Below are 24806 nucleotides of genomic sequence, written 5' to 3'. Positions count from 1 at the left end.
CCAGCTCACCCTTGGACTTGAGCGTCTCGACGGCCTTGTCGACGCACGACTTGATCGCGCTGCCCTTCTCCATGACCAGGCCGAACTCCTCGGGCCCCCGGGGTGGGTGGAGGCCCCGGGGTGGGTGAAGGCCCGGGGGCGGGTGGAGGCCCCGGGTGGGTGCCCCCGTCCGGTCGGGTGGGCGGGGGCCTGGGGGGAGGGTTAGTGGGACACCGGGAGGAACTGGCCCGGTTGGCGGCCGGCGCCGGCGGGGCCGCGGTAGCACTGGGCGATGTCGAGCCAGCGGTCCGCCTCGGCGCCCGTGGCCGTGACGGCGACGTCGTCGCGGTGGCGGCGGCGGGTGACGAGGAGGCAGAAGTCCGTGGCCGGCCCCGCGATGCGGTTCTCGGCGTCCTCGGGCCCGTAGGCCCACAGTTCGCCCGACGGCCCGGTGATCTCGAAGCGGAACTGGACGCCGGGCGGGGTGAGGCCGCGGGAGAGGTAGCCGAAGTCCTGGGTGAGGACGGCGAAGACGACGAGGTGCCGGAGCCGGTCGGTGCGTTCGAGGGTGACGCCGAGGGCGTCGGCGATGTCCTGCCCGTGCGCGAACTGCTCCATGATGCCGGCGCAGGCCAGGACGATGGGCGGGAGCGGGTTGACGAGCCAGGGCACGGTGTTGCCTGGCGGTACGGCGGCCAGGCCCTTGACGACGGCGGCGCGTTCGGCCCGCCAGCGGGCGAGGAGGGTGTCGGGGGTGTCGTCGTCGTAGTCCTTGAGCGCGGCGTTGACGGCGCCGTCGAAGTTCTGCTGCGCCCCGGCGGTCATGGCCTCGAACCGGGCGGCGTCGGTGGCGGCGGCGGTGGCCAGGCGGAAGATGAAGGTCAGGTGGGCGACCTGGTTGTGGATGGTCCAGCCGGGCGCGGGGGTGGGCAGGTTCCACTGGTCCGGGTCGAGGCCGGACACCAGGCGGTCGAGTTGTTCGCCGTCCGCGGTCAGGTCGTCGAGCACGACCTCGAGCTCGGTCATGGGAGTGTCCTCTCGTCGGTTGCGGTGTTGATCGGGTCTCGCTGGAGGGGCTGCCAGGCGGCGACGCGGCGGGCGGCGGTGAGCGCGGCCCAGGCGGTGGTCTCGACGAGCGCCTGCGGGTCGGGGTCGCCGGCGCGGTAGGCGGCGACGACGCCGGCGTCCACCTGGTAGGAGGCGAGGGCGGTGAGGAGGGCGAGGCGGGCGGCGGGCCGCTGCGCCGGGGGGAGGGTGGCGGCGGCCTCGTCGGCCCAGCTCCGGCCGAGGCCGGGCGGGTGGCCTTCCCAGGTGGTGACGTGGGTGGTGACGAGGTCGCGTACGGGTTCGGGGAGCCGCCGGGCGCCGGCCGTCTCGACGGCGGCGGCGGCTCGGGCGAAGGCGCCTTCGATGTGCCGGGTGCCTCTGGTCCAGGCGAGGTCGGCGGGCACGGGGGCGGCGGGGAGCAGGGTGAGGGAGTCGCCCTTGCGGCGGGAGCGGCGGGCGGCGGGCCGCATGACGGCGCCGAACAGGCGCAGCGCGGCTCCTCGGGCGCCTCGGGGCAGCTCGGGGGGCAGGGGTGAGTCGCCGAGGAAGACGTTGACCATGCGGTTGAGGTAGTGGAAGGTGACGGCGACGGCGAGGAGTTCGCGGCTGTGGCCGACGAGGAGCGGCGGTTCGTGCCGTTCCGCGGTCTGTTTGAGGCCGCAGGCGCGGGCCCAGGAGGCGGTGCGCCGGGTGCCGGGGTCCTCGTGGCGTGAGATGGCGCGCAGGGTGGCGCGGTGCACGTCCACGCAGTACGGGCAGGTGTTGGCGGCCGACACCTCGGTGGCGACCACCTCCTTGAGCACGCGGCTGACCGTGCCGGAGGCGAGCAGCGATTCGCGCAGGAGCAGCCAGCAGGCCGCCATCGTCTCCGGCGCGGGCGAGTGCAGGATCACGGGCGGGGCGAGCATGCCGAAGTCGCGTTCGACCTGGGCGTACACCCCTGCGACGAGGCCGCGGGCGGCGCCGGGCCGTACCGGGGTGACGTGGCGGACCTGGGCGAGGGTGCCGGGCGCGGTCATCCTGCTGAGGAGTGCGCCCACGGCTATCTCCGCATCAGGTCGGGGACCAGGTGGGCGGCGCCGCGCCGGCCGCTGGTGGAGCCGTCGGGGGCGGGGGCGCCGTAGGTGACGTCGACGCCGCGTTCGCGGGCGGCGGCGACGATGCCGGGGATCGCCCGTTCGGCGAGGGCGGAGATGGTCATGGCGGGGTTGACGGTGAGGGCGCCGGGCACGGCGGAGCCGTCGGTGACGAAGATGCCGGGGTGGCCGCGTACCTCGTGGCGGTCGTCGAGCGCGGAGGTGTGCGGGTCGTCGCCGATGCGGCAGGAGGCGAGGGGGTGCACGGTGTAGGCGCCGACGAGGTCGTTGGTCCACGGGGTGACGGTGGCGAGGCCGTCGCGTTCGAGGATCTCCTTGCATTCGGCGTCGGCCATGGCCCAGGCGGCGACCGTGTTGGCGGTCGGCTTGTAGGTGAGGCGGCCGACGCCGAGCATCTGCTGGGAGAGCCGGTCGGAGTTGCCGCGCTGGGGCGGCGGCCCGAAGACGCCTTCGTTGTCGTCCTCGATCATCTGGAAGATGATCAGCCAGGACTGCCAGCGTTCGAGCATCTCCTTCTTGCGCGGGCCGAACCAGGAGCCGTCCTCGGCCAGGGCGAGGATGGTGCCGAGGCCGGGCGGGAAGTAGAGCTGCTCCAGCGAGTACCGGGAGTATTCGGGCAGCGAGGCGTCGAGCCGGTCCCAGTTGGCGACGGTGGGGCCCTTGCCGATCTGGTTGGCGGCGTAGCCGAGGCCGTCGCCGCGCTCCAGGCCGAGGACGTCGCGGACGCGGTCCTCGTTGAGCACGGCGGTGTTCAGGCGTTCGCCGTTGCCGGAGAAGTAGCGGCCGACGCCGTGCGGCATGGGGCCGAGCGCGGGTTCGCTGCGCTGGAGGATGACGGGGGTGGCGGCGGCTCCGGCGGCGAGGATGACGATCTTGGCGTCGATGGTCCCGGCGCCTTCGGTCAGGCGGTAGTCCTCGTCGTGGACGTGCGCGTAGTGGACGCGGTAGCCGCCGTCGTCGGTCCTGGAGATGCTCTGCACCTCGTGCAGCGGCCGGATCTCGGCGCCGTGGGCGAGGGCGGCAGGCAGGTAGTTGAGCAGCAGCGACTGTTTGGCGTCGAAGCGGCAGCCGGCCATCATCCAGTTGCAGTTGACGCAGGTGGAGGTGTCGACGGCGGCGGGCACCGGGTTGGCGGTACGGCCGGAGTGGCGGCAGGCGGCGGCCCACAGCCCGCCCGCGTACGAGACGTCGTCCCAGCCCTGCTGGGTGATCGGGATGGACTCCTCGACGCGGTCGTACCAGGGGTCGAGGCTGTCGCGGTCGATGGCGCGCGGCCACATGCGGCGGCGGATGCTGCCGCGGCGTTCGAAGACGAAGCGGGGGGCGCGGGGCATGGCGGCGAAGTAGACGACGCTGCCGCCGCCGACGCAGTTGCCGCCGAGCACGCTCATGCCGTCGCCGACGACGAAGTCGAAGATGCGCGTGTAGGAGGAGCCGAGCTTGTAGTCGTGCTCGAAGTCACCGCTGGTCAGCCAGGGGCCGCGTTCGAGCATGACGACCTTGGCGCCGCCCGCGGCGAGGTGGTAGGCGGCGATGGCGCCACCGAACCCGGTTCCGACGACGAGCACGTCGGTGCGTTCGACGCTGTTCATGCGGGGCTCCCGGAGGGCGTGGTTGCGGGGTGGACGTCGGCCAGCGGCCTGCCGTAGGACCAGGCGCGGAACCTCCACAGGCCGTCGGGGTCGGGCCGGGTGATGCCCATGGCGGTGAGCCCGGGGTGCCCGGCGGCCAGGGCTTCGGCGGTGCTCAGGTGCGCGGCCGAGTCGTAGGCCATGTTGCAGAAGAGGGCGAGGCTGACCCACAGGGCCTTCTCGGGGTGGCCGGGCGCGGTGAGCCATCGCACGACGGCGGCGCGGTCGTCGTACGTGAGCGACACGAACGGCGGGACGCCGTCCTCGGCGGCCAGGCCGTGCTCGGCGGCGTAGGCGGCGGCGTGGCGGTTGAGCGCGGCGGCGAAGTCGTCGAGCCCGCCGGTCAGGCCGGTGGCGTCCCATTCGAGCAGTTCGATGGCGCCGGCCTGGACGGCGCCGCCTCCCCGGCTGACGCCCGCGACGGCCAGGTCGCCGGCGTACCGCTTCTCGCCCGGGATGATCGTGTCGGCGAACGCCTCCAGCGTCGTCGTCCTGTCCTGGTGGTCGTCCGGTTTCCGTGAGGCCATGGGCGTTCCCTGTCTAGAGGCGGTTCGGGTCTTGATCAGAGGCGCCGTCGAGCGCCACTCGCAGGGCGTTCAGCGCGCGGGTGGTCTGGCTGCGCACGGTGGAGGACTCGTTGCCCAGGACGCGCGCGGTGTCCTCGACGCTGCGGTCCTCCCAGAAGCGCAGCAGGAGGGTGGCCCGCTGGCGCGGGCCGAGCCCGGCGAGGGCGTCCATCAGTGCCAGGCGCTCGCTCACCAGGAGGTACGGGTCGGAGGTGGTGGGGGTGTCGGGCACCGCGCCGATGAGGACCTCGCGTGTCCAGCGCATGGTCCTGCGGTCGCTGAGGAACAGCCGTCGCATGACGCGCCGCGCGTAGGCGCCGATCCTGTCGTGGCCGTCGAGCGTGTCCCAGTGCTTGTGCAGCGCGATCAGCGTGCGCTGGACCAGGTCGTCGGCCTCGTACCAGTCCTTGGAGAGCTGGTAGGCGGTGCGCCGGAGAGCCGGTCGGCTCCGCCGGACGAATCGCGCGAAATCCCCGTCCTCTCGCGCTGCGGCCATTGTTCACACTCATCCCACATCGGCGTTGTCGCATTCGAACTCTTTGCCCCGAATTTGTCCTGCCCATAGGAACGTCACAACCCCTACCGGCGGCCGGTATGCCCTTATCCGCAGGCCATCCCTATTTGCCGTGCGGCAACCCCTGATTTAGATTTGAGTCACACTGCCGGCCGGAAGCAGCCGGCGATAAATGGGCGGCACCCCTATTCGCGGCGCCGGCACCCCTATTTCCCCTGCGCACGGCCCCTACGCCGACCGGCCCGAACGTATGCTCGCGCAATGAGCAGACCGCTGACCACCGCCCCGGCGCCGCCGACACTCAGTGCGACCGGCCGGTCACCCAAAATTTCTTTCGAATGAATCGCCGTCCGATGCAGCTTTCCCCGCGCGTCGCCGCGTGTAGCAGTAGGCAGCCGAAATCCATTCGGTCTCTAATGCCGAGAATGCGCACCGACCAGGGTGATCGAGGAATCGCCGCAATCCGGGAGAAGAATTCGGCCGCCATTCGGGGGCGATTTCATCCGGGATTGCCCGAACCCCTCCTCAACCCGGGAGGACAAATGGACGACGTGATCGAACGAGCGGTCATGCGGGTGATCGAGAGCATGCAGGAGAACCTCGGGGAGCAGCTCACGATCGACGACATGGCCCGCACGGCGATGTTCAGCAAGTTCCACTTCTCCCGCGTCTTCCAGCGGGTCACGGGGCTCTCGCCCGGCAGGTTCCTGTCGGCGGTGCGGTTACGCGAGGCCAAGCGGCTTCTCGCGACGACCTCGCTGAGCATCACCAACATCAGCCACCAGGTGGGCTATTCGAGCGTGGGCACCTTCAGCTCGCGCTTCACGCACAGCGTGGGCCTGCCGCCCAGCAAGTACCGCCAGCACCTGGGCATCACCGCCCGGACGCTGGCCGGCGGCGGGGAGAGCCCGCCGCCCGGCGCGACGACGACGCTGACCGGCGTCGTCACCTCGCCGCTGGCCGGCCAGCCGGTCTTCGCCGGCCTGTTCCCCGACCAGATCCTCGAAGGCCGCCCGGTCAGCTTCACCGTGACCGACGGCCCCGGCCCCTACGTGCTGGAGAACGTGCCCGAGGGCCGCTGGCACCTGATCGCGCAGTCCGTGGCCGCGGGCCGCGAGGACGCCATCCACCTGCCGCCCGCCGGCGACGGCACGCTGTGCATCGCGCGCTCCGGGCCGATCACGGTGGCCGCCGGCAGCGGGCCGAGGCGCGCCGACGTCCGGCTCCAGCCGATGCGCCCGCTCGACCCGCCGGTCCTGCTCGCCCTGCGCGACCTGGTGACCTCGGCCGGCGGCGCCACCGGCTGATCTGCGTACGGACGGCCGACACAGACGATCCGCGAGCGGTGAGGAGCTCACCGGCCCGCGGATCGTTCCGGTCGGTCAGGCGAGGCTCACCGTCATCGGCAGCCCGCCGCGCACCCGCAGCGACAGCATCGCCTCCGGCACCGCGCGGAACCCCGGCACCCCGGTCAGCCTGAGCTCGCGGGCCACCATGGCCAGCACGAACGTGGCCTCCATCATGCCCAGGTGGTTGCCGACGCAGAACCTCGGCCCGGCGCCGAACGGGATGTAGGCGTAGCGGGGCCGCGACGACGGCGCCGCCGGGTCGAACCTGCCAGGGTCGAAGCGCGCGGGCTCGTCCCAGTAGGCCGGATGCCGGTGCAGCGTGTACGGGCTGATCAGCACGTCCGCCCCGGCGGGCACCCGGTAGCCGCCCACCACGTCGTCGCGCTGGGCGACCCGGGTCAGCGCCCACACCGGCGGGTACAGGCGCATGACCTCCTCCAGCACCATCGCGGTGTAGCGCAGCCGGTGCAGGTCCTCGTACGTCGGCGGCCGGTCGCCGAGCACGGAGACCGCCTCCTCGCGCAGCCGCTCGCGCACCTCGGGGTGCCGGTCGATCAGGTGGAAGGCCCACGACAGCGTGCTCGCGGTCGTCTCGTGCCCGGCCAGCAGCACGGTGACGATCTCCTCGCGCAGCCGGCGGCGGACCGCGCGCGGATCGCCCTCCTCCCGGGCGGAGGCGATCAGCCGCGACAGCAGGTCGCCGCCGTCGGTCGGCCGGTTGATCCGCTCGGCCACCAGCAGGTCGACGGCCCGGTACAGGTCGCGGCGGGAACGCCGGAAGCGCAGGTGCAACGGCAGCGGCAGCCACAGCGGCACCATCGACAGCGTCACCATCTCGAACATGGCCTGGTCCTGGACGCCCTCGAAGGAGTGGCCGATCGAGGCGTGCGCGCCGAGGTCGGCGTCGAGCAGCGTGCGGCCGAGCACGCCGAGCGCGAGCCCGGTCATCTCCCTGGCCACGTCGACCGGCCCGCCGCCCGCCCGGGCCCGCAGCCGGGCGACCAGCCGCCCGGCCTCCTCGCCGATGACCGCGTCCTGCTGGGCCAGGCGCTTGTTCTGGAACATCGGCTGGATGGTGCGGCGCTGCCGCTTCCACCGCTCGCCCTCGCTGGTCAGCAGCCCGTCGCCGATGACGCGGCGGGCCTCCGACAGGCCGATGCCCTTGTGGTAGTTGCCGCTGTTGTCGGCCAGCACGTGCTTGGCGTGGTCGGGGTGGTTGAACAGGTAGATGGACTTGGGCCCGATCGTCATCCGGACGGCGTCGCCGTACCGCTCCGCGGCCGTGGACAGCAGCCCGAGCCGGTCGGTGACGAGCCGCTTGAACAGGGCCGGGGCGGCCAGGCGGGGCGGTCCCGGCGGCGTCGCCGGGACCGCCTGGACCGCCGTGGCCGACCCGCGGGTGCGTACGGCGGTCACGCCGTCACCTCGCGCAGCTCGGAGGTGATCTCCCTGAACTGGCCCCGGTAGACCAGCAGGCCCTCGCTGCCGGAGTCCTGGCACATGGCCAGGACCTTGCCCACGAAGATGGTGTGGTCGCCGGCGTCGTGCCGGCTCCACAGCTCGCACTCGAAGCGGGCGATGGCGCCCTCGACGAGCGGCACCCCGGTGAACATGCCCTTGACGACCTCGACCTCCTCGAACTGGGCGGCGCCGAGGGCCCGGTAGCGGTTGGAGAAGTGCCGCGCCGCGTCCTCCTGGTGCGCGGCCAGCACCGACACGCCGAACGTCCCGGTCATGGTGAGGCACTGGTGCATCACCGCGTTCTTGTCGATGCAGACCAGGACGAGCGGCGGGTCGAGCGATACCGAGGTGAAGGAGTTGGCCGTCATGGCGTGCGGCACGTCTCCCCCGGTCGTCACCACGGTGACGCCTGTGGCGAAGGTGCCGAACGCGCGTCGCAGCGCCTTGGTGTCCGTCAGCGGTGTGGTTGATGGGTGGAGTTGCACGCCAGACCTCCTGGAATCCGTCCTAGGACGCGTACGGTTCGAGGGCTCTCACCAGTGCCTCGGGGACCCTGGCGGGTGCCGTCCTGGTGTTGGGCCCGCGCATGCAGGCCACCCGCTGCCTGCCGCGGGCGATGAGCGTCTCGCTCCCGTCCTGGTTCAGCCGCATGTAGTCGAAGCCGAACTCCACCTGGGTCTGGGTGAGCTCGGTGAGCCGCATGCGGATGGACAGCTCGTCGAAGGCGGTGATCTCCGCGAAGAACTCGCAGTCGACCTTGAGCGTGAAGAGCTTGAGATCGTCCTGGAGGTCGGCGAGCACGTCGGGCGCCCGCTCCTTCAGGAACATCTCCCGGCACCGGCCCTGCCAGCGCAGGTAGTTGACGTAGTAGACGTTGCCCACGAGGTTGGTCTCCTCGAAGCCGACCGTGTGGACGTACTCGAAGTACTTGCTCATGGCTGGGTCCGCCCTTCGGTGAGTACCGCGACGACGACGGGGTCGGGCAGGTCCCGCACGGCCGTCACGAGTGTGGCGACGCGCAGCTCCGCCGTGGCGAAGACCACCCATGCGTCACGTTCCGCCGGGGTGATGGTGAGTTCGGCGCCGCCGAGCCCGGCGGCCCGCAGGCAGCGTTCGGCGGCCGCGACCCGGGCCGCCGCCGTGTCCGGCCGCTCCCCGGTCTCCGCCGCCACGCGCTCGGCCAGCGCCGCCCCGCCGACCTGCCCACCGGCCTGCCCACTGGTCTGCCCGCCGGTCTGCCCGCCGGTCTGCTGTACGGGCGCGATCGCGCAGGCGACGGTCCCGGGGCCCGCCACGGACAGCGTGAGGCCGTCCATGTGGGCCGTGACGGGGTCGCCGGCGCCGCGGCCGGCGATGCGGGACCCGGCCAGCGCGCCGCGCTCGCCCGCGTCCTGCCCGCCCGGTTCGACGCAGGCGGCCAGCCGGACGCCGGTCAGGTCCTCCAGGGTCCGCTCCAGGTAGGGCCCGAGCAGCGGCGCCACCCACGGCCCCCGGCCGTCCTTCTTGCGCACGGCCTGCAGCCGCAGGCCCTCCCACCGCTCCACGACCTGCCCGTCCGGCGCGCGTACGGCGATGTCGTAGACGTAGGCGTCGCCGTCCCTGCCGCGCTCGGTCGCGCAGTAGCGCAGCCGGTCGTGCGCGGCCAGCGCCGGGCCGCCCGGGTGGATCCGGTCGACGCCGGTCGGCAGCAGGGTGGCGTCGGGGACGCACACCTGGTTGCCGTGCATGAGGGCGTCGCGCATGCCGGGGTCGCCCAGCAGCAGCTCGCCCGGCAGGTAGGCGGCGAACCAGTCGCCGTCGTCGACCACCGCCACGTCGGCCTCGACGGCGCGCGCCTCGGCCCGGTGGTAGCGGGCCAGCCGCTGGAACCGCTTGCCCTGGAACAGCACGTCGCCGTACATCTCGGCGGCGGGGTCCAGCGCGACCGCCGCGAGGCCGTCGCCGGCCTGCTCGGGCGGCCCGGCGGGGGCGGCGTCACCGGTCAGCGTGAGCACCGCCCGGAAGTGGTCGACCTCGTAGCCGGTGTCGCCGCTGCGGATGCTCACGGCCAGCGTGTCGTCGTCGCCGGTGACGGCGGCGGCGACGCGCAGCGTGGTGCTGCCGCCGGGCGGCACCACGATCGGGCGCAGGAACTCCGCCCGCTCGATGACCGGCGTGACCTCCCGCCCGGTGGTGGCCAGCGCGGCCTGGGCCATGGCCTCCATCCCGAACACCGCCGGGAACAGCAGGTTGCCGTCCAGGTGGTGGTCGGCCAGGTAGAGGTCAGTGCCGTCGGTGAGCTCCAGCTCGGTGACGAGCTCCACGCCGTGGTAGCGGATCAGCGGCTTGCCGACGAACCGCAGCAGGGGCAGCTCCGGCCGGTCGTAGCGGACGGTGTGGATGCCCTCGGTGCGCCCGCTGACGACCACGACGCGGGGGGCGTCCGGGTCGGCGACGAGCCGCCGCATGATCTCCACGCCGTCGGCGGCCGGGATCGGGGTGACGCCCTGCCGGGTCAGCCGGTCGACGACCGACAGCCGCTCGCCCATGCCGACGTCGGACCAGACCGACCACTCCATGCACAGGGTCCGGCAGCCCGGGTGCCGCTCGGCGAACTCGCGCGTCAGCTCGGCCAGCCACTCGTTGGCCGTCGCGTAGTGCGCCTCGCCGGGCAGCCCGGCCCGGCCGATGATGCTGCCGAAGGCGACCAGCAGCCGCAGCCGGTCGCCGTCGACCGCGTCGAGCACGTGGCGCAGGCCGTCGACCTTCGGGGCGAAGGTGCGGCGCACGGCGTCCATGCCGAGCGTGGCCAGCGACTCGGGCTCGTTGCGGCCGGCGCCGTGCAGCACCGCCGTCACCGGGCCGAGCGCCCGCTCGACCTCGGCGACCGCGTCGCGCACCTGGGCGGCGTCGGTGACGTCGGCCCTGGCGTAGTGGACGTTCAGCCCGGCGTCGGCCATCCGCCGCAGGTTGGCGGCCAGCTCCTCGTCGGCCGCCGGGTCGGAGCGGCCCAGCACGGCCAGCGCGGCCCCGGCGTCTCCTGCCACCGCCAGCGCGCACTCCGCCGTGATGCCCTTGCCGCCGCCGGTGACCAGCAGGACGTCGGAGGCGTCCAGCGGGTGCTCGGTGCGGGCGGGGCGTACGGGCAGCGCGCGCATGGTCGGCACCCGACGCGCGCCGTCGTCGTCGTAGTACGCCTCGGCGTAGACGTCGGTGGCGGCCACCTCGGCGGCTACCCAGGCTGCCGCTTCGGGGATCGCCGGTACGTGCACGATGGTGGTGCGGAGCCCGGTGGACTCCAGGTGGAGCGTCTTGGCCAGGCCCGCCGCGCCCCGTCCGTGCTGGACGAGCACGAACCGGGTGCCGGGTCCGCCCGCGAGGGCCGCCTGCGCGCCGAGCAACGCCTGTTCGACGTCGTCGGGCGAGCACTGCGGAGGTAGGCACACCAGTACACCGGATCCGACCTTCCCGCGTTCGAGCGCCTCGCGCAGCGGCTGGGCGACGGGCGAGGCGGCCGGGCCCGTGCCTCCGTACACCTGCCAGGAGCCGCCGGCCTCGGCGGCGGCCCTGGCGGGCAGCGGCAGCTCGTCGAGGTCGACGGCGAACGACCGGACCCACGGGGCGGCGCCCGTCACCCCGGTCACCGTCCGCCTGCCCGGCTCGGCCGCCAGCTTGTCCAGCTCCTCGCCCAGCTCGCGCAGGCTGGCGGTGGCGAGGTTGGCCGGGGTCTGCCCGGCGGGCAGGCCGAGCTGCTGGGTGGCCTGGTCGATGATGTGCATGACGGTGACGGAGCTGAGGTGCAGCTCGTCGAGCGGTTTGCTGTCCTCGGTGACCATCTCCAGGGGCAGCTCCGCGCGGGCGGCGGCCAGGCGGCGCAGCAGGTCCGTGGTGGACTCGCCGGGCTCGCCCTGGCCGGCGGACGCGGCCGACGCAGTGGACGCGGTGGACACGGCGGCCGCTTCGGCCGGCTGCCCGCTCGCCTGCGCGACGGTGATCTTCGGCGCCTGCTCGGTCGGGCTCATGAGGAACGACAGCTCGCGGCCGACCTCCATCGGCCGGGTGAGCCGCCCGTGGAACAGCTCCTCGTGCGCGACGGGCACGCCCGTCACGTACGCGGCGCCGAGCACCCGCAGCAGCCCGGTCAGCGACTCGTCGTCGGTGTCGAGCGCGATGGCCGGCACGTCGGTGACGGCGGCGGCCAGCCCGCTGAGCACGCGGCCGGGGCCGACCTCGATCAGCAGGTCGAGGCCGTCGGCGGCCTGTTCGAGCGCCTGGGTGAAGCGCACCGGGGCGGTGATCTGCTCCCGCAGCAGCGCGGGGATGTCGCCGTCCGGCGCGAGCGCGGTCCCGGTGACGGTGGAGACGACCCGGCGGCCGATCCTGCCGAACCGCTCCCGCTCCAGGTAGGGCGTCAGGGCCTCGGCGGCGGGCGCGACCAGCGGCGAGTGGAAGGCGTGCGAGACCTTCAGCCTGGTCCAGCTCACCCCGGCGGTCACGGCGGCCCGGCCGACCTCCTCGATCGCCTCGACGGGGCCCGCGACGACGGTCTGGTTCGGGCCGTTGTAGCCCGCGATGACCACCGGCAGGTCGCCGATCAGGGCGGTCACGGTCGCCGGGTCGGCGCGCACGCCGGCCATGGTGCCCGACTCGCTGTTCTCGGTCATGGCCCGGCCCCGGCCGGTGGCCAGCCGCAGCAGCGCCTGCTCGTCCATCGCGCCGGCCCAGTGCAGGGCCGACAGCTCGCCCAGGCTGTGGCCGACGGCGACCTCCGCCTCGACGCCGAGCAGGGACAGCGCCCGAAGCCCGGCCATCGAGCCGGTGACGATGCGCGGCTGGGCCACGGCCGTGGCGACCACGTCGCCGCCGGCCGGCAGCCCGGCCTCGGTGTACAGCTCGTCCACGTCGGCGAACCGCCTGCGCAGCGCGCCGCCGCCGGTGCCGCGCCCCGACCCCTGGCCGGGGAAGAGGTAGCCGACCCTGGCGGTCCCGGCGGCGTGGCCGTAGAAGGCCTTGCCGTCGGGGGTGAGCAGCCTGCGCTCGCCGGAGTCGATCGCCTCCAGCACCCGCGCGAGCTGCCGTTCGGCCTCGTCGGGGGTGGCGGCGACCACGGCGGCCCGGTAGGGCAGGCCGCGCAGCTCGCCTTCGAGCGTCGCGGCCAGGTCGGTGAGCTCGGCGTAGGACACGGCGGGCACGTAGTCGTGCATCCGCGCCACCCGCTCGCGCAGCTGCTCGGGCGTGCCGCCGTCGAACAGCAGCAGCTCGGCGTCCTGCAGCGAGGAGGCCAGCAGCTTGGTGCGGCGGCCCAGCCTCCGCCTGGGGGCCGGGTTCTCGATCACCACGTGCGAGTTGATGCCGCCGAAGCCCATGGCGCTGACGCCGGCCCGCAGCGGGGCGTCGGCGGGCCACGGCTCGGCCACGCGCAGCGCCCGCAGTTGCGCCTCCTCGCCGGTCAGCACCTCGTGCGGGTCGACGCAGCCGAGCGTGGGCGGCAGCACCTGCTCGTGCACCGCCATGACGGCCTTGATCAGCCCGGCCACCCCGGCCGCCGCCTTGGCGTGGCCGATCATGCCCTTGATCGAGCCGACGGCGGCGGGCCCGCCGCTCGCCCCGGCCTCGGCCCTGGCCCGCGACAGCGCGGTCAGCTCCGTCGCGTCGCCGACCGCCGTGCCGGTCCCGTGGCCCTCGAACAGCGGCACCGTGTCGATGCCGAACCCGGCCTTCTCGTACGCCCGCCGCAGCGCGAGCTGGTAGCCGCTCACCTCGGGCCGGGTCATGCTGCCCCGGCCGTCGGAGGAGATGCCCCAGCCGGCGATCGTGGCGTAGACGCGGTGCCCGGCGGCGACCGCGTCCTCCTCGCGCATCAGCACGACGATGCCGCAGCCCTCGCCCGGCCAGAAGCCGTTGGAGTGCCGGTCGTACAGCCGGAAGTCGCTCTTGGCCAGCGCCCCCGTCTTGGCGAAGCCGATCACCTCGAACGGGTCGATGGACAGGTCCACGCCGCCGGCGATCGCCACGTCGAGGTCGCGGTCGGCCAGCGCCTTGCTCGCGGTCACCACCGACAGCAGCGACGAGGAGCAGGCGCCGTCGACGATGTAGCCGCCGCCGTTGAGGTCGAAGTGGTTGCAGATCCGCCCCGCGATGGTGTTGGCCAGGGCGCCCGCGAGCGTGTCCTCGTCCACCGGCGGGAACGGGCTCTTGAAGGCCGCCTCGTAGGCGCCGAGGAAGCCGGCCAGCTTGTCGTCGTCCCAGCCCTGCTCGCGCAGCGCCGCCGCGAGCGTGCGCCGCACGTACGGCCAGCGCAGCCGCAGCGCGTTGGCGCGGCTGAACTCGCCGGTGAGCGTGTTGCCCACGACGACGCCGGTGCGCTCCTTCGGCAGGCCCTCGGCGCCGGGGAACCCGGCGTCGGCCAGGGCCCGGCCCGCCATGTCGAGGGCGAGCCAGTGGGTGAGGTCGGCCGAGCGGTAGGTGCTGCCGGCGATCCGGTGGGCGACCCGGTCGAAGGCGTAGCCCTCGATGACGGCGGCGGTCTTGGCGTAGAAGCGGTCGGGCGTGGCGGGATCGGGATCCCAGTAGTCGTCGTGCCGCATCCGCTCGTCAGGCAGCCGCCTGAAGGCTCTGCGGCCGGCGATGGCGTTCTCCCACAGGGCGCGGGGGGAGTCCGCGTCGGGGTATCGGCAGGCGAGACCGACGATCGCGATCCTGCTCATGCCCGCGCGACCTCTTTCTCGGCGGTGGCGATGGCCGCGGCCGCCGCCGCGGTGACCCGGGCGGCGTCGCGCTCGCGGGCCAGCTCGACCGCGCGCAGCGACCACAGGAAGCCGCCGCGGACGACGCACACGATCGCGGTGGCGAAGAAGATCCCGTACGGGATGTTCATGCCGGTGAGCAGGCCGTAGGTGAGGGCCACGCCGGCGCCGAAGGCGACCTGGGAGAGCGGCTTGGACGGGCTCGTCCCCGGGTCGGTGATCATGTAGTTGGTGAACAGCACGAACGCGACGCCGGTCATCATCGACAGGCCGCCGAGGATGGAGACGTCGTCCACGATGAGCCCGCGCACGATCGCCTGGAGGGCGAACACGCTCACCCAGGCGCCGATCAGCCACATGCGGTTGGTGAGCTTGGCGTTCAGCATCGTGCCCGCGGTGATGATGATCAGGGGCACGATCCAGTCGATCGGGTTGGTCACGTGCTCGGTGAAGTGGTACGGCGGCGCGATGCTCGCCCAGGGCAGGAGCACCAGGATCACGGCGATGCCGAAGTTGGACGGGTTCATGAAGTGGCGCAGCCGTCCGCGCACCGGCGCCCTGAGCACCCACTTGGCGCCGACCGCGACCGCGATGCCGAACATCATGACCAGCACCTGGTCGTTGACGTAGATCAGCATGTTGAGCGCGATGCTGGTGATGTGGGCCGGGTAGAGGAACTCCACCAGGCCGCGGAAGCCGTTGCCGCGGAAGCGGGCCGGGCGGCCCTCGGCGCGGGCGCCGATCCACTCCAGGGCGATCTCGATGGTGTAGCCGGTCGCCATGGCGATCAGCGGCCACGTCCACGGCTGCTCGAAGCCCAGGACGGTGTAGCCGAGGATGTTGAAGATCGTGATCGAGAGGGCGAACCTGCGCAGCGCGGTGATGACCTTCGGGTCGTGGCGCGGCGGGCCGCCGGCCTTCTTCTCGGGCTGCGCCGCCGGCGCGGTCTTGTCAGCGGCCATGACGTCACTTCTCCTTCGCTTGCGAGCCGAGCTGGATGGCGTGCCTGCCCGGGCTGAGCTGAAGATCCTGCTCGCGCACCTGTCCCGTGCGGTCGCGCCAGCGCAGGTGGACCTTCACCGGCCCGGTCACGTGCTCGCCGAGCCCCAGGTGCACCTCGTGGCTGCGCCGGCCGGAGTGGCCGCTGCCGCCGTCGACGCGCCCGATCACGGTGCGGTCGCCGACCGTCGCCGTGGCCTCGGCGCCGATGGCCGGGGAGCCCTGCGCGCCGGTGGCGTTCTCGTGGGTGAGCTGGAGCGTGATGGCCGATCCGGCCGGCGCGCTCTGGTTGTGGTAGAAGATCGGCGCGTCCCACTGGCGGGCGACCGCGAGGTCGAGCAGCCCGTCGCCGTCGGCGTCGCCGGTCGCGATGCCGCGCGTCGGCACCGGCACCGCCAGGCCGAGCTGGCGGGAGATGTCGGCGTACGTGCCGTCGCCCTTCTTGGCGAAGAAGGCGAGCGTCTGGCTGCCGGCGATGTCGGCGCCCTCCCTGACCACGGGCCAGGAGTGCGGGTTGCGCACGACGGCGTCGTTCGCGGTGGCCAGCTCCTGGAGCTGCGCCCACCGGTTCACCCAGCCCTTGACGAAGCCGGTCGCCTGGACGATGGCGGGGTCGCCGCCGTTGTTGAAGTCGTCGATCTTGACGTCCCAGCCCCAGCCGGTCCACGCGGTCCGGTCCTGGGCGCTGCGGTCCTCGAAGGGCGCCACGCCGTCGGCGAGCTGGGCGCGTACGCCGGCCCGGTCCTTCGCCGTGTTGTAGAAGGCGAAGTTGCTCTCCTGGATGCCGAACGAGGTGGTGATGTTGCTGACGAAGGTGTCGTAGAGGCCGTCGCCGTCGAGGTCGCCGAAGTCGGAGCCCATGCCCTTGAACGAGTCGTGGCCGAGCGACTTGGACTTGGGCACCCACGGCGTGCGGGAGCCCTCGGCCAGCGAGAAGGAGATCTTGCCGGGCGTGGACCGGTTGTACAGCAGCCGGTCAGGGCCGAAGTCGTTGTTGAGGAACAGCTCGGGAAGCAGGTCGCCGTCCAGGTCGGCGGTGCTGGCGCCGAGCTCCCAGCCCTTGGAGACGTCCTTGTCCAGCACGTTGTCGAGCCGGTCGAAGGACGGGGCGCCCGCGGTGACGCCGGTCCAGCGGAAGAAGTAGTTCTCGCCGCCGTTGACCGCGCCGGACATCGAGTCGTTCATCTCGACGCCGCCGTTGACCTTGTCGTCGAGGACGGGGCCGTGGGGGAAGTAGTTGCCGATGAAGATGTCGAGGTGGCCGTCGCCGTCGAAGTCGGCGGTGGTGGCGGTGTTGCTGTTCCACTGCGGCCCGGTGTAGGTGGCGCCGCCGGCGCCGGGCACCAGCTCGGCGGCCGTGAACGCGTCCGCGGACAGCGTCGTGGCCCCGGTCCTGGCCAGGTGGACGATCGGGGTGCGGCCCCAGTAGTACGTCAGGACGTCGGTGCGGCCGTCCTCGTTGAAGTCACCGGCGATGCAGCCCATGGGGGCGATCGCGTCGTTCATCGGCAGCGTGCCGGTGGACAGCGCGAACGGCTTGTAGCGGTCCGAGCGCGCGCCCGGCGTGGGGGTCACCACGACCCGGTCGATGCGGGGGTCGGTGACGCACAGGTCGTTCGACAGGCCGTCCATGTCGAGGTCGTTCATGGCGATCCCGGCCCCGACGGAGGAGATCCAGGCGTCGATGTGCGTGTAGCGCTGGTTCACCGCGCGGATGGTCTGCTGCGGCAGGTCCGACGGCAGGGCGATGCTCAGCGGCTTGAACGCGTACGCGCCGGCCAGCTCCGCCTTCTCCTCGTCGGAGGCGAAGGACGGGCTGCCGATGACGAACAGGGCGGCCATCACCACGAGGGCGACGACTCCGGCCTGTTGCCGGCGCAGCCAGGTGGCTACCGTGGTCACGGGGTGACACCTCCAAGGGAGACGAATTCGCCGGCTATCCGCTGCCGCCAGATCTCGAAGGCGGGCAGCTCCCCCGGCAGGGACGGTGCGGGCATGGACTGGATGCAGATCTCGGCGGCCTGCTCCGCCGTGGTGCCGCAGAGGATGGCGGTGGCCTGGCGGGTGTGCGGGCCGAGGAGCCCGGCCCGGATCCTGGCCTCGGCGGCGAAGGCGCTGCCCTGGGCGAGCTGGCCTCGGTAGGGGCCGGCCCGGTCGCGCAGCTCCCACAGCTCGTCGCCGGTGGCGCCGCCCGCGTAGGTGGCGGCCAGGCCGGTGCCCGCGTACAGGTCGGGGCGGCGCTCCTCGGGGAAGCTCTCGATGAGCGACGTCACCTGTTCGACGTCGGTGCCGCCGACGAACCACAGGGCGCGGCCGATGCCCTGGTCGACGGCGCGGGCCGCGTACGCCTCGTGCCCGGCGGGCCAGGGGAAGCGCGTCTCGCGCACCTGCCGGCGCACGTACTTGTCGGTGTGGAAGTACGCCTGGTGGAAGCCGTAGCCGTCGTGCACGAGCCACAGCAGCAGCGGGTCGAGCTGGGCGGGGTCCGGCCACAGGAAGCGGGGCAGCCGGGCCATGGCCCAGCCGATCCCGACGTAGATCATGTAGTTGTGGCGGTCGCCGCGCCCGGCGAGCGTGCCCTTCACCCTCCGCAGGTTGGCGAGGGAGGCGCAGTCCAGCACGGCGAGTCCCATCCCGGCGCCCTCGTAGGCGAAGCCGCGGAACCGGTCGGGGATCTGCTCCAGCCGGTCCTCCGCCTCAGCGGGAGTGCGCGACTCGGCGGCGTACGCGAAACCGGTGAGGAATATCTCGCCAACTTTCTCCAATAATTCGCGGGCCGCCTCGTTTTTTACATGGAAACCGCGGACGGCGAGTTTGGTCTCCGTGACACTGGGGGTAAGTATTCGCTTTCTCAGCGATCGAAGCAGGCCGGCCATAACAACCCTTCACCGCTCAACCAGCAGGTACTGTCTTCTCATTGACACATGACGTGGAATCTTCGGGCAACTCCGGTCGTGCTTACCGCGTTAATGCGGGATCATCGTGCGGCGTTTTCAACCGCGAAATGCGCGCGTACGTTGCGGCGCCACTGCTCGTAATCCGGGACGCCGCCGGGACGGCCGGGCCCGACCGCGGTGTCGTCGGCGAGCGCGACCGCGTCGTCGACGGACAGGCCGGTGAGCACGTTCCCGGCGGCCTCGCTGTGCGCGGGGACGTGGCCGGAGTAGTGGCGGGCCTTGAGCGCGAACACCGAGCCCTGGGCGAGCTCGTCGCGGTGCTCGCCGGCCTCCTCGCGCAGCGCGGCCAGCGCGCCGGCCGCACTGCCGCCCGCGAACGTGGCGGCCAGGCCGACGCCGCTCCACAGGTCGGCCTGCCGGGCGGTGGCGAAGCGCCGCACGGCGGTGGCGACGTCGGGCGCCCGCCCGCCGTGGATGAACCACAGGGCGCGGCCCACGCCCTGGTCGACCGCCCGGGGGAAGTAGCCGGGCTCGCCGCGCCACGGGTACGGGGCGGGCACCCGCTGCTCGTCGACGTATCGCCGGGTGTGGAAGTAGGCCAGGTCGAAGCCGTAGCCGTCGACCGCGAGCCAGCTCATCACCGGGTGGTAGGGCGAGCCGGAAAGGTCGGGCAGCACCTTCTTCCACAGCGGCCTGGGCAGCCGGGCCATGGCGAAGCCGATGCCGATGTAGGCGAGGAAGATGTGCGGCTGCCCCGGGCCGAGCAGCAGGTCCCGGGTGCGCTGCCGCCGCCCGCCGCCCATGGCGTCGAGCACGGTGAAGGCCATGGTCGCGCCCTCGTAGGCGAAGCCGCGGTGGTCGGCGGCGACCAGGTCGAGCCTGCGCTGCACCTCCCACTGGTCACGCGCGTCGATGCCCCATTCGAAGCCGCAGACGACGGCCTGCGGGATCGCCTCCAGCCGCTCGGTGTCGGCGGTGGGCGGGCCGGGGAAGCCGCGTCCGGCGAACGTCACCTCGGCCAGGGACGGGGCGAGCACGAGCCTGCGGAGCGAACCGAAAAATGTCGACATCGTGGAACCTCTCCTCGCCTACCGACTCGACCGGCCGTAGGGCCGGGCACCTCAACAGGATGCGTTCGGCGGCGGGAGGGGGCTTTTCGCAGATTGCGGTGGTAGCCCAAATCGCCACGAATAGCACGAATGCGGATGGGAGAGGTCAGCCGGCCCAGCCGCTGAGCCGCCAGCTCCCCGCGACCGGCCGGCGCACCAGCGCGGCCGGGTCCGACCAGGCCCGCTCCTCCTCGGACCTGGCCCTGGCCCGCGCCACCAGCCGGGTGACGGCCAGGACGACGGCCTCCAGCTCCTCCGGGGTCACGTTCCCCCGGACGGTGATCAGTTCGGCGATCGGCTCCATCACGCACCTCCGCCTCCGACCGTGTGGCCGGGCGGCGGGCACGCGCAACTCCGTCAGTGCTCCACCTGGCTGTCGAACTCGACGACCAGCGGAAGGTCCACCCTCCTCCTGATGTTCAGCTTGCGGTAGGTGCGGGTGAGGTGCTGCTCGACCGTGCTGAGCGTGATGTAGAGGCGCGCCGCGATCTCCCGGTTGGCGTAGCCGGCCGCGGCCAGCGCGGCCACCCGCCGCTCGGCGTCGCTCAGCACGCCGATCAGCTCGCTCGGCAGCGGCGCCGGCACCACGCTCGGGTCGTCGGCGCGGCTCAGCGCGTCGATCATCGGCTCGGCCCGGCACTCGCGCGCCGCCGCCTGCGCCCGGCCCGCGATCGTCCGGGCGCGCCGGTACTCGCCCAGCGAGTCGTACGCCTCCACCAGGTCGAACAGCGCCCGGGTCAGCTCGTAGCGGTCGCCGGCCATCTGCAGGTACTCGGTCGCCTGCCGCAGCAGGGCCGGACGGCGGGCCGGCTCGGAGACGGCCGCCTGCAACCGCAGCGCGATCCCCCGGCCCCGGCGCAGCTCGGCGCCGCACATGCTCAGCTGGGTCTCGATGAGCTCCCTGGCCTCCTCGACGTGCCCCATCCGCAGGCACGCCTCCCCCGCGTCGGCACGCCACGGGATCAGGCCCGGCGTGTCCAGGTTCCAGGTGACCATGAGCTCGCCGCAGCGCTGGAAGTCGCGCAGCGCCAGCGCGAAGTACTCGTTGGCCAGGCTGTAGCGCCCGCGCGCGTACAGGTAGTGCAGGCCGTAGCGGGTCTGGAACATCGTCTCGGGCACCGGCCGGTCCAGGTACTCGCGGACCGCGTCGTACCTGCCCATCGCCGTCAGCGCGATGATCAGGCTGCTCAGCGGCCCGCCGATGGCGACGCCCCAGCTGCTCATCGGGATGGTGTCGAGCGCGATGCGGGCGTGGTGCGCGGCGGCGGGCATGTCGCCCTGCCGGATCGCGATCTCGGCGCGGATCGCTGCGAGCCTGGCCTGGCGGCTGGGCGCCTGCCTGGACATCGCCTCGGCGCTGAACCGCTCGCACCACGGCACCGCGCGGTCGCAGCGGCCCGCGTAGGTGAGGGCGAGCAGCGCGTTCTCCACGGTGTCCATCGACATCTCGTCGAGGTGGGAGTCCTCCAGGATGCGCTCCACCGCGTTCATGCTCTCCTCGCGCGGGCCCCGCGTGAGCACCTCGGCGAGCGCCAGCGTGGCCTCCACCCGCCGGTTGACGGCCACCGACACCAGGCCCGCCAGCGCGCGGCGGCCCGCCGGGCGCGGCAGGCCGGTCAGCAGCGGCGGGTGGGTGACGCGCAGCCAGAGCTGGGCGACGACCATCTCGGCCATCGTCTCGTGGTCGGCGGCGTCGCCCTCCTCGCCGAGCTGCTCCAGCACGTCGCGGGCGTCGTCGAAGCGGCCGTGCCACAGCAGCGCGCGGGCCAGCACGACCACGTCGCCGCCGCGCAGGCTGCCCCGGTTGACCGCCTCGGCCAGCTCGGCCAGGTGACCGGCGGGCGCGGCCGGGTTGATCCGCCACTCGGCCCGCACCAGCATCGTCATGATCTTCAACCGGCGCTGCTCGTCGTCGCACTCGCGCCAGGCCAGCCGCAGGTAGGCGACGGCCGACTCGACCTGGCCGGCGCGCAGCGCGTTCCTGGCGGCCTCCTCCAGCGTGGGCAGCACCCAGGGCGCCTCCACCCGGGCCGCCTGCAGCAGGTGGTCGGCGACCACGCAGGGCGTCATGCCCGCGTCGTGCGCCACCTCGGCGGCCCGGCGGTGCAGGTCCATGCGCTCCTGCTGGTCGATGCCCGCCAGGACGGCGCGGCAGACCGACTGGTGGCGGAAGTCGCGGCCGGAGACCAGCCCGGCCGCGCCGAGCGAGAGCAGCTCCCTGCTGATGTCGATCGGCGCGATGCCGAGCAGCCGGTCGAGCCCGTCGGTCTCGCCCAGCACGGCGAGCCCGCGCGCCACCCGCATCGTCTGCGGGTGCCCGCGCTGCAGGCACGACAGCACCGCCTGGCCGAACTGATCGCCCACGACCGGCTCCGGAGGCGGCTCGCCCACCGAGCGCAGGTACTCGCGGTAGTCCTCGGCCAGCGCGCCGGCCAGCAGCGGGTTGCCGCCGCTGAGCGTGTACCACTCCTTGGCGAAGCGCTCGGTCGCCTCCGTGCCGAGCTCGGCCGCCATCAGCTCCTCGACGCCCTCGCGCGACAGCGGCGAGAGCTGGAGCCTGCGGCAGTGCGGCTGGCGCAGCAGGTCGGTCTCGAAGTACGCGTCGGCGCAGCGCATCCGGTCCGAGTGCGCGAACACGGCCACGATCCTGGCGCTCCTGGCCCGCCTGGCGAGGTAGGCCAGGCAGAGCAGCGAGGTGCGGTCGGCGTGGTGCACGTCGTCGACGGCGATCACCAGCGGGCACCGCTCCGACAGGTCCAGCAGGACCGTGCAGAGCGCGTGCACCACCTGGGCGTCGACGAGCTGGTCGGCCTCGGGCCCGGCCACGGTCGCGGCCCGGCTGCCCTCCTCGATGAGGGCCATCGCGCGGGCGTGGTCGGCCTCGGGGAGGGGCGCGTCCTGGATGAGCTGGCGCAGCACGCCGAGCGGCAGGTCGCGCTCCATGAGCGAGCCGGTCGCCGAGACGGCCAGCGCGCCGAGCTCGATGGCCTGCTCGGCCAGGGAGCGCAGCAGTGTGCTCTTGCCCGTCGCGACGGGGCCGCTGACCAGGGCGATCCGGCCCCGGCTCAGCACCGCGTTGGCGAGGAGCGACTCCAGAGCAGCCAGCTCCTCGTGTCGTTCGATCAGTCCCATGGCCGTCTCCCCTCGAATCGCCGCGGTCAGATCGGCAGGACCCGTCCTGACGGTGTCCGCAGGTCGAGCCAGTAGCGGTGGCCGTCGTCACGGGTGCGCGGCCTGCGCTTCCGCACCTGGGTGCGCCTCATGATCCTCACCTCGGATTCGCTGCCTGGTCCGAACGCTATGCCGGGGGCCCATCGCATCCTTATCGTCCGGCTATCAACCGCCGTGCCCGGGCCGGAACGGGCCGCTGACGTCGGCATTCGGGGTCCGCCGGGGGGCGCGGAGCGGGCGGCGCGGGCACGGCCGGCGCGGGCACGGCGGGCCAGGACCGCGCCACGGCCGACCCGACGGCGGCGAGCACGGCCGCCTCGACGTCGCCGCGGATGCCGGCGCCCCACACCGCCCGGTCGCCGTCGCCGAACCGCGCGTAGACGGCCACCTCCTCGCGCTCGCCCGCCGGGCCGCCCATGTGGTGGACGGCGCGCACGTCGAAGCCCTTGTCGGCCAGGGCCGCGCGCAGCGTGCGGAGCGTCCCGGCCCAGGCCGCCCCGCCGTACGCGGGGCCGTCGAGGTAGAGCTCGACCGTGGCGCCCTCCACCGCCGGAGGCGCCTGCGCGACCGCGTACGTGGCCTCGAAGACCTCCCGGACGCGCTCGGGCGGGATCTCGCCGCCCTCGGCCTCCGCCAGCGCCTGCACGACCTGCGCGAAGTCGATCTGCAGCGGCCTGGGCAGCGTGAGCCCGTGCCTGGCGCTCATCACGTAGGCCAGCCCGCCCTTGCCCGACTGGCTGTTGATGCGCACGACGGCCTCGTACGTCCGGCCCACGTCCCTGGGGTCGACCGGCAGGTACGGCATGCTCCACGGCAGCTCCGACGGCGCGAGCCCGGTCCGCGCCGACTCCCGTTCCAGCGCGTCGAACCCCTTCTTGATCGCGTCCTGGTGGGCGCCGGAGAACGCCGTGTAGACCAGGTCACCGCCGTACGGGTGCCGCGCGGGCACCGGGATGCCGGTGCAGCTCTCCACGACCCGGCGGACCCGGTCCAGGTCGGAGAAGTCGATGCCGGGGTCGATGCCCTGGGTGTAGAGGTTCATGCCGAGCGTCACCAGGCACACGTTGCCGGCCCGCTCGCCGTTGCCGAACAGGCAGCCCTCGATCCGCTCGGCCCCCGCCATCAGGGCCAGCTCGGCCGCCGCCACGCCGGTGCCGCGGTCGTTGTGGGTGTGCACCGACAGGCAGATGTGCTCGCGCCTGGACAGGTTGCGGTGCATCCACTCGATCTGGTCGGCGAAGACGTTCGGGGTCGAGCGCTCGACGGTCGTGGGGAAGTTGAGGATGATCGGCCGGTCCGGGCCGGGCTCCCACACGTCCATGACCGCCTCGCAGACCTCCAGGGAGAAGTCCGGCTCGGTGTCGTTGAAGTGCTCGGGCGAGTACTGGAAGGCCAGGTCGCAGCCGGGGATGAGCTTGTCGGCGTAGGCCATGACCAGGCGGGTGCCGTGCACGGCCAGCTCGCGGCACTGCTCGCGGTCCATGCCGAACACCAGGTTCCGGATGGCCGGCGAGGTGGCGTTGTAGAGGTGCAGGGTCGCCCTGGCGGCCCCGCGCAGGCTCTCCACGGTCCGCTCCACCAGGTCCTCGCGGGCGGGCACGAACGCGGTGATGCGCACGTCGTCGGGGATGCGGTCCTCCTCGACGAGGAGGCGGACGAAGTCGTGGTCGTCCTGGCTTGCCGACGGGAAGCCGACCTCGATCTCCCGGTAGCCCATGCTCACCAGGAGCTCGAACATGGCCAGCTTGCGCTCGGGGCCCATCGGCCTGGCGAGCGCCTGGTTGCCGTCGCGCAGGTCTGTCGACAGCCAGCGCGGCGCGGCGGTGATCGCGGCCGTGGGCCACGTCCGGTCGTGGAGCGGGATCAGCGGAAATGCGTCATACCGATTGGTGTTCATCGCGCGCCCTACTCAGTTGAACGAGCCGAAATAGGCGGAATAAGAGTGCGGCGAGAGCAGAACGTTAATTTGATAGGTGCACGCCTCGTCCGTCATGCGGAACACGACGACGATCTCCGGATAAGCGGCGGTGAGCCCGAGGCTCACGAAGTAGCGATCACTTCCGAAGACGATTCTGTACAGGCCGCGGTCGAGCCGGTGCTCCCGCCACTCCTTGACGCGCCCTTCGTGATCGGTCACCGACTGGGCGTCGATCACCCAGTGACCGTTGTCGGCACGGTCCAGACGCACGTCCACGCTGGCGGCCGGCCGCCCGTAGACGCTGTCCAGCGCCTGCACGTCAATCCCCATCAAACGCCACCTG

At 72.9% G+C, this 24806-nt stretch carries 18 protein-coding genes; 1 reads left to right on the top strand and 17 read right to left on the bottom strand.

Annotated elements, in window-relative coordinates:
- Positions 1 to 201: 201 nt before the first annotated feature.
- Genes AB0G11_RS40575 through AB0G11_RS40555 form a run of 5 tightly spaced genes read right to left on the bottom strand, consistent with a single transcriptional unit; the run spans position 202 to position 4816 of the window.
- Positions 202 to 1005: a TIGR03084 family metal-binding protein gene (locus tag AB0G11_RS40575; protein WP_357592009.1), complete on the bottom strand. Its 804-nt coding sequence runs from the start codon at positions 1003 to 1005 to the stop codon at positions 202 to 204.
- On the bottom strand, positions 1002 to 2066 hold the full coding sequence (locus tag AB0G11_RS40570) for a carboxymuconolactone decarboxylase family protein (protein ID WP_357592007.1): 1065 nt from the start codon (positions 2064 to 2066) through the stop codon (positions 1002 to 1004). The genes AB0G11_RS40575 and AB0G11_RS40570 overlap by 4 nt, the downstream gene beginning before the upstream one ends.
- A 2-nt stretch (positions 2067 to 2068) precedes the next feature.
- Positions 2069 to 3715, bottom strand: coding sequence for a GMC family oxidoreductase (locus AB0G11_RS40565; protein ID WP_219507956.1), 1647 nt, complete (start codon positions 3713 to 3715; stop codon positions 2069 to 2071).
- Positions 3712 to 4281 carry a DUF5987 family protein gene (locus AB0G11_RS40560; protein WP_357592005.1) on the bottom strand — a complete coding sequence of 190 codons (570 nt, stop codon included), beginning with the start codon at positions 4279 to 4281 and terminating at the stop codon, positions 3712 to 3714. Before AB0G11_RS40560 ends, AB0G11_RS40565 begins: the two co-directional genes overlap by 4 nt.
- A gap of 13 nt (positions 4282 to 4294) precedes the next feature.
- On the bottom strand, positions 4295 to 4816 hold the full coding sequence (locus tag AB0G11_RS40555; protein ID WP_219507959.1) for a SigE family RNA polymerase sigma factor: 522 nt from the start codon (positions 4814 to 4816) through the stop codon (positions 4295 to 4297).
- Positions 4817 to 5376: 560 nt separating this feature from the next.
- On the opposite strand from AB0G11_RS40555, the gene AB0G11_RS40550 reads away from it, so the two are divergent.
- A complete protein-coding gene (locus AB0G11_RS40550; protein ID WP_219507961.1) occupies positions 5377 to 6141 on the top strand; it encodes an AraC family transcriptional regulator in 765 nt (254 codons plus the stop codon).
- Positions 6142 to 6216: 75 nt separating this feature from the next.
- Here the strand turns inward: AB0G11_RS40550 and AB0G11_RS40545 are convergent, their stop codons facing one another.
- The 12 genes from AB0G11_RS40545 to AB0G11_RS40490 all read right to left on the bottom strand — a co-directional run bounded on the left by AB0G11_RS40545 (position 6217) and on the right by AB0G11_RS40490 (position 24793).
- Complete coding sequence (locus tag AB0G11_RS40545) at positions 6217 to 7599, bottom strand: cytochrome P450 (protein ID WP_219507963.1); 1383 nt, start codon at positions 7597 to 7599, stop codon at positions 6217 to 6219.
- Positions 7596 to 8129, bottom strand: coding sequence for a flavin reductase family protein (locus tag AB0G11_RS40540; protein WP_219507965.1), 534 nt, complete (start codon positions 8127 to 8129; stop codon positions 7596 to 7598). Before AB0G11_RS40540 ends, AB0G11_RS40545 begins: the two co-directional genes overlap by 4 nt.
- 22 nt (positions 8130 to 8151) lie before the next feature.
- On the bottom strand, positions 8152 to 8580 hold the full coding sequence (locus tag AB0G11_RS40535; protein ID WP_049565857.1) for an acyl-CoA thioesterase: 429 nt from the start codon (positions 8578 to 8580) through the stop codon (positions 8152 to 8154).
- The gene (locus tag AB0G11_RS40530) at positions 8577 to 14330 is read right to left on the bottom strand and encodes a type I polyketide synthase (RefSeq protein WP_357592003.1); all 5754 of its coding nucleotides are present in this window, start codon (positions 14328 to 14330) and stop codon (positions 8577 to 8579) included. The genes AB0G11_RS40535 and AB0G11_RS40530 overlap by 4 nt, the downstream gene beginning before the upstream one ends.
- Positions 14327 to 15331, bottom strand: a complete 1005-nt coding sequence (locus AB0G11_RS40525) for an enediyne biosynthesis protein (protein ID WP_219507969.1) — start codon at positions 15329 to 15331, stop codon at positions 14327 to 14329. Before AB0G11_RS40525 ends, AB0G11_RS40530 begins: the two co-directional genes overlap by 4 nt.
- A 4-nt stretch (positions 15332 to 15335) precedes the next feature.
- On the bottom strand, positions 15336 to 17270 hold the full coding sequence (locus tag AB0G11_RS40520; RefSeq protein WP_219507971.1) for a CRTAC1 family protein: 1935 nt from the start codon (positions 17268 to 17270) through the stop codon (positions 15336 to 15338).
- Complete coding sequence (locus AB0G11_RS40515; RefSeq protein ID WP_219507973.1) at positions 17267 to 18244, bottom strand: DUF1702 family protein; 978 nt, start codon at positions 18242 to 18244, stop codon at positions 17267 to 17269. The genes AB0G11_RS40520 and AB0G11_RS40515 overlap by 4 nt, the downstream gene beginning before the upstream one ends.
- A 101-nt stretch (positions 18245 to 18345) precedes the next feature.
- A complete protein-coding gene (locus AB0G11_RS40510; RefSeq protein WP_357592002.1) occupies positions 18346 to 19335 on the bottom strand; it encodes a DUF1702 family protein in 990 nt (329 codons plus the stop codon).
- A gap of 145 nt (positions 19336 to 19480) precedes the next feature.
- A complete protein-coding gene (locus AB0G11_RS40505; RefSeq protein ID WP_357592000.1) occupies positions 19481 to 19681 on the bottom strand; it encodes an acyl-CoA carboxylase epsilon subunit in 201 nt (66 codons plus the stop codon).
- A 50-nt stretch (positions 19682 to 19731) separates the two neighbouring features.
- Entirely contained in the window at positions 19732 to 22506 is a 2775-nt protein-coding gene (locus AB0G11_RS40500) for a LuxR family transcriptional regulator (protein ID WP_219507979.1), read from the bottom strand.
- 190 nt (positions 22507 to 22696) lie between these two features.
- Positions 22697 to 24442 (bottom strand): 2-isopropylmalate synthase, encoded by a 1746-nt coding sequence (locus AB0G11_RS40495; RefSeq protein WP_219507981.1) that lies wholly within the window; start codon positions 24440 to 24442, stop codon positions 22697 to 22699.
- A gap of 12 nt (positions 24443 to 24454) precedes the next feature.
- Complete coding sequence (locus tag AB0G11_RS40490) at positions 24455 to 24793, bottom strand: hydroxyisourate hydrolase (protein WP_219507983.1); 339 nt, start codon at positions 24791 to 24793, stop codon at positions 24455 to 24457.
- Positions 24794 to 24806 lie beyond the last annotated feature (13 nt).

Source organism: Nonomuraea sp. NPDC023979, assembly GCF_040639085.1.
Lineage (GTDB): Bacteria > Actinomycetota > Actinomycetes > Streptosporangiales > Streptosporangiaceae > Nonomuraea > Nonomuraea ceibae.
This window is presented reverse-complemented; position numbering and strand designations above follow the sequence as displayed.

Bases quoted from the DNA above. Each gene is read 5' to 3' on its own strand.
- AB0G11_RS40500 (WP_219507979.1), bottom strand. From the start codon at position 22,506: ATGGGACTGATCGAACGACACGAGGAGCTGGCTGCTCTGGAGTCGCTC.
- AB0G11_RS40550 (WP_219507961.1), top strand. From the start codon at position 5,377: ATGGACGACGTGATCGAACGAGCGGTCATGCGGGTGATCGAGAGCATG.
- AB0G11_RS40525 (WP_219507969.1), bottom strand. From the start codon at position 15,331: ATGGCCGCTGACAAGACCGCGCCGGCGGCGCAGCCCGAGAAGAAGGCC.
- AB0G11_RS40535 (WP_049565857.1), bottom strand. From the start codon at position 8,580: ATGAGCAAGTACTTCGAGTACGTCCACACGGTCGGCTTCGAGGAGACC.
- AB0G11_RS40560 (WP_357592005.1), bottom strand. From the start codon at position 4,281: ATGGCCTCACGGAAACCGGACGACCACCAGGACAGGACGACGACGCTG.
- AB0G11_RS40530 (WP_357592003.1), bottom strand. From the start codon at position 14,330: ATGAGCAGGATCGCGATCGTCGGTCTCGCCTGCCGATACCCCGACGCG.
- AB0G11_RS40575 (WP_357592009.1), bottom strand. From the start codon at position 1,005: ATGACCGAGCTCGAGGTCGTGCTCGACGACCTGACCGCGGACGGCGAA.
- AB0G11_RS40565 (WP_219507956.1), bottom strand. From the start codon at position 3,715: ATGAACAGCGTCGAACGCACCGACGTGCTCGTCGTCGGAACCGGGTTC.
- AB0G11_RS40515 (WP_219507973.1), bottom strand. From the start codon at position 18,244: ATGGCCGGCCTGCTTCGATCGCTGAGAAAGCGAATACTTACCCCCAGT.
- AB0G11_RS40510 (WP_357592002.1), bottom strand. From the start codon at position 19,335: ATGTCGACATTTTTCGGTTCGCTCCGCAGGCTCGTGCTCGCCCCGTCC.
- AB0G11_RS40495 (WP_219507981.1), bottom strand. From the start codon at position 24,442: ATGAACACCAATCGGTATGACGCATTTCCGCTGATCCCGCTCCACGAC.
- AB0G11_RS40490 (WP_219507983.1), bottom strand. From the start codon at position 24,793: ATGGGGATTGACGTGCAGGCGCTGGACAGCGTCTACGGGCGGCCGGCC.
- AB0G11_RS40555 (WP_219507959.1), bottom strand. From the start codon at position 4,816: ATGGCCGCAGCGCGAGAGGACGGGGATTTCGCGCGATTCGTCCGGCGG.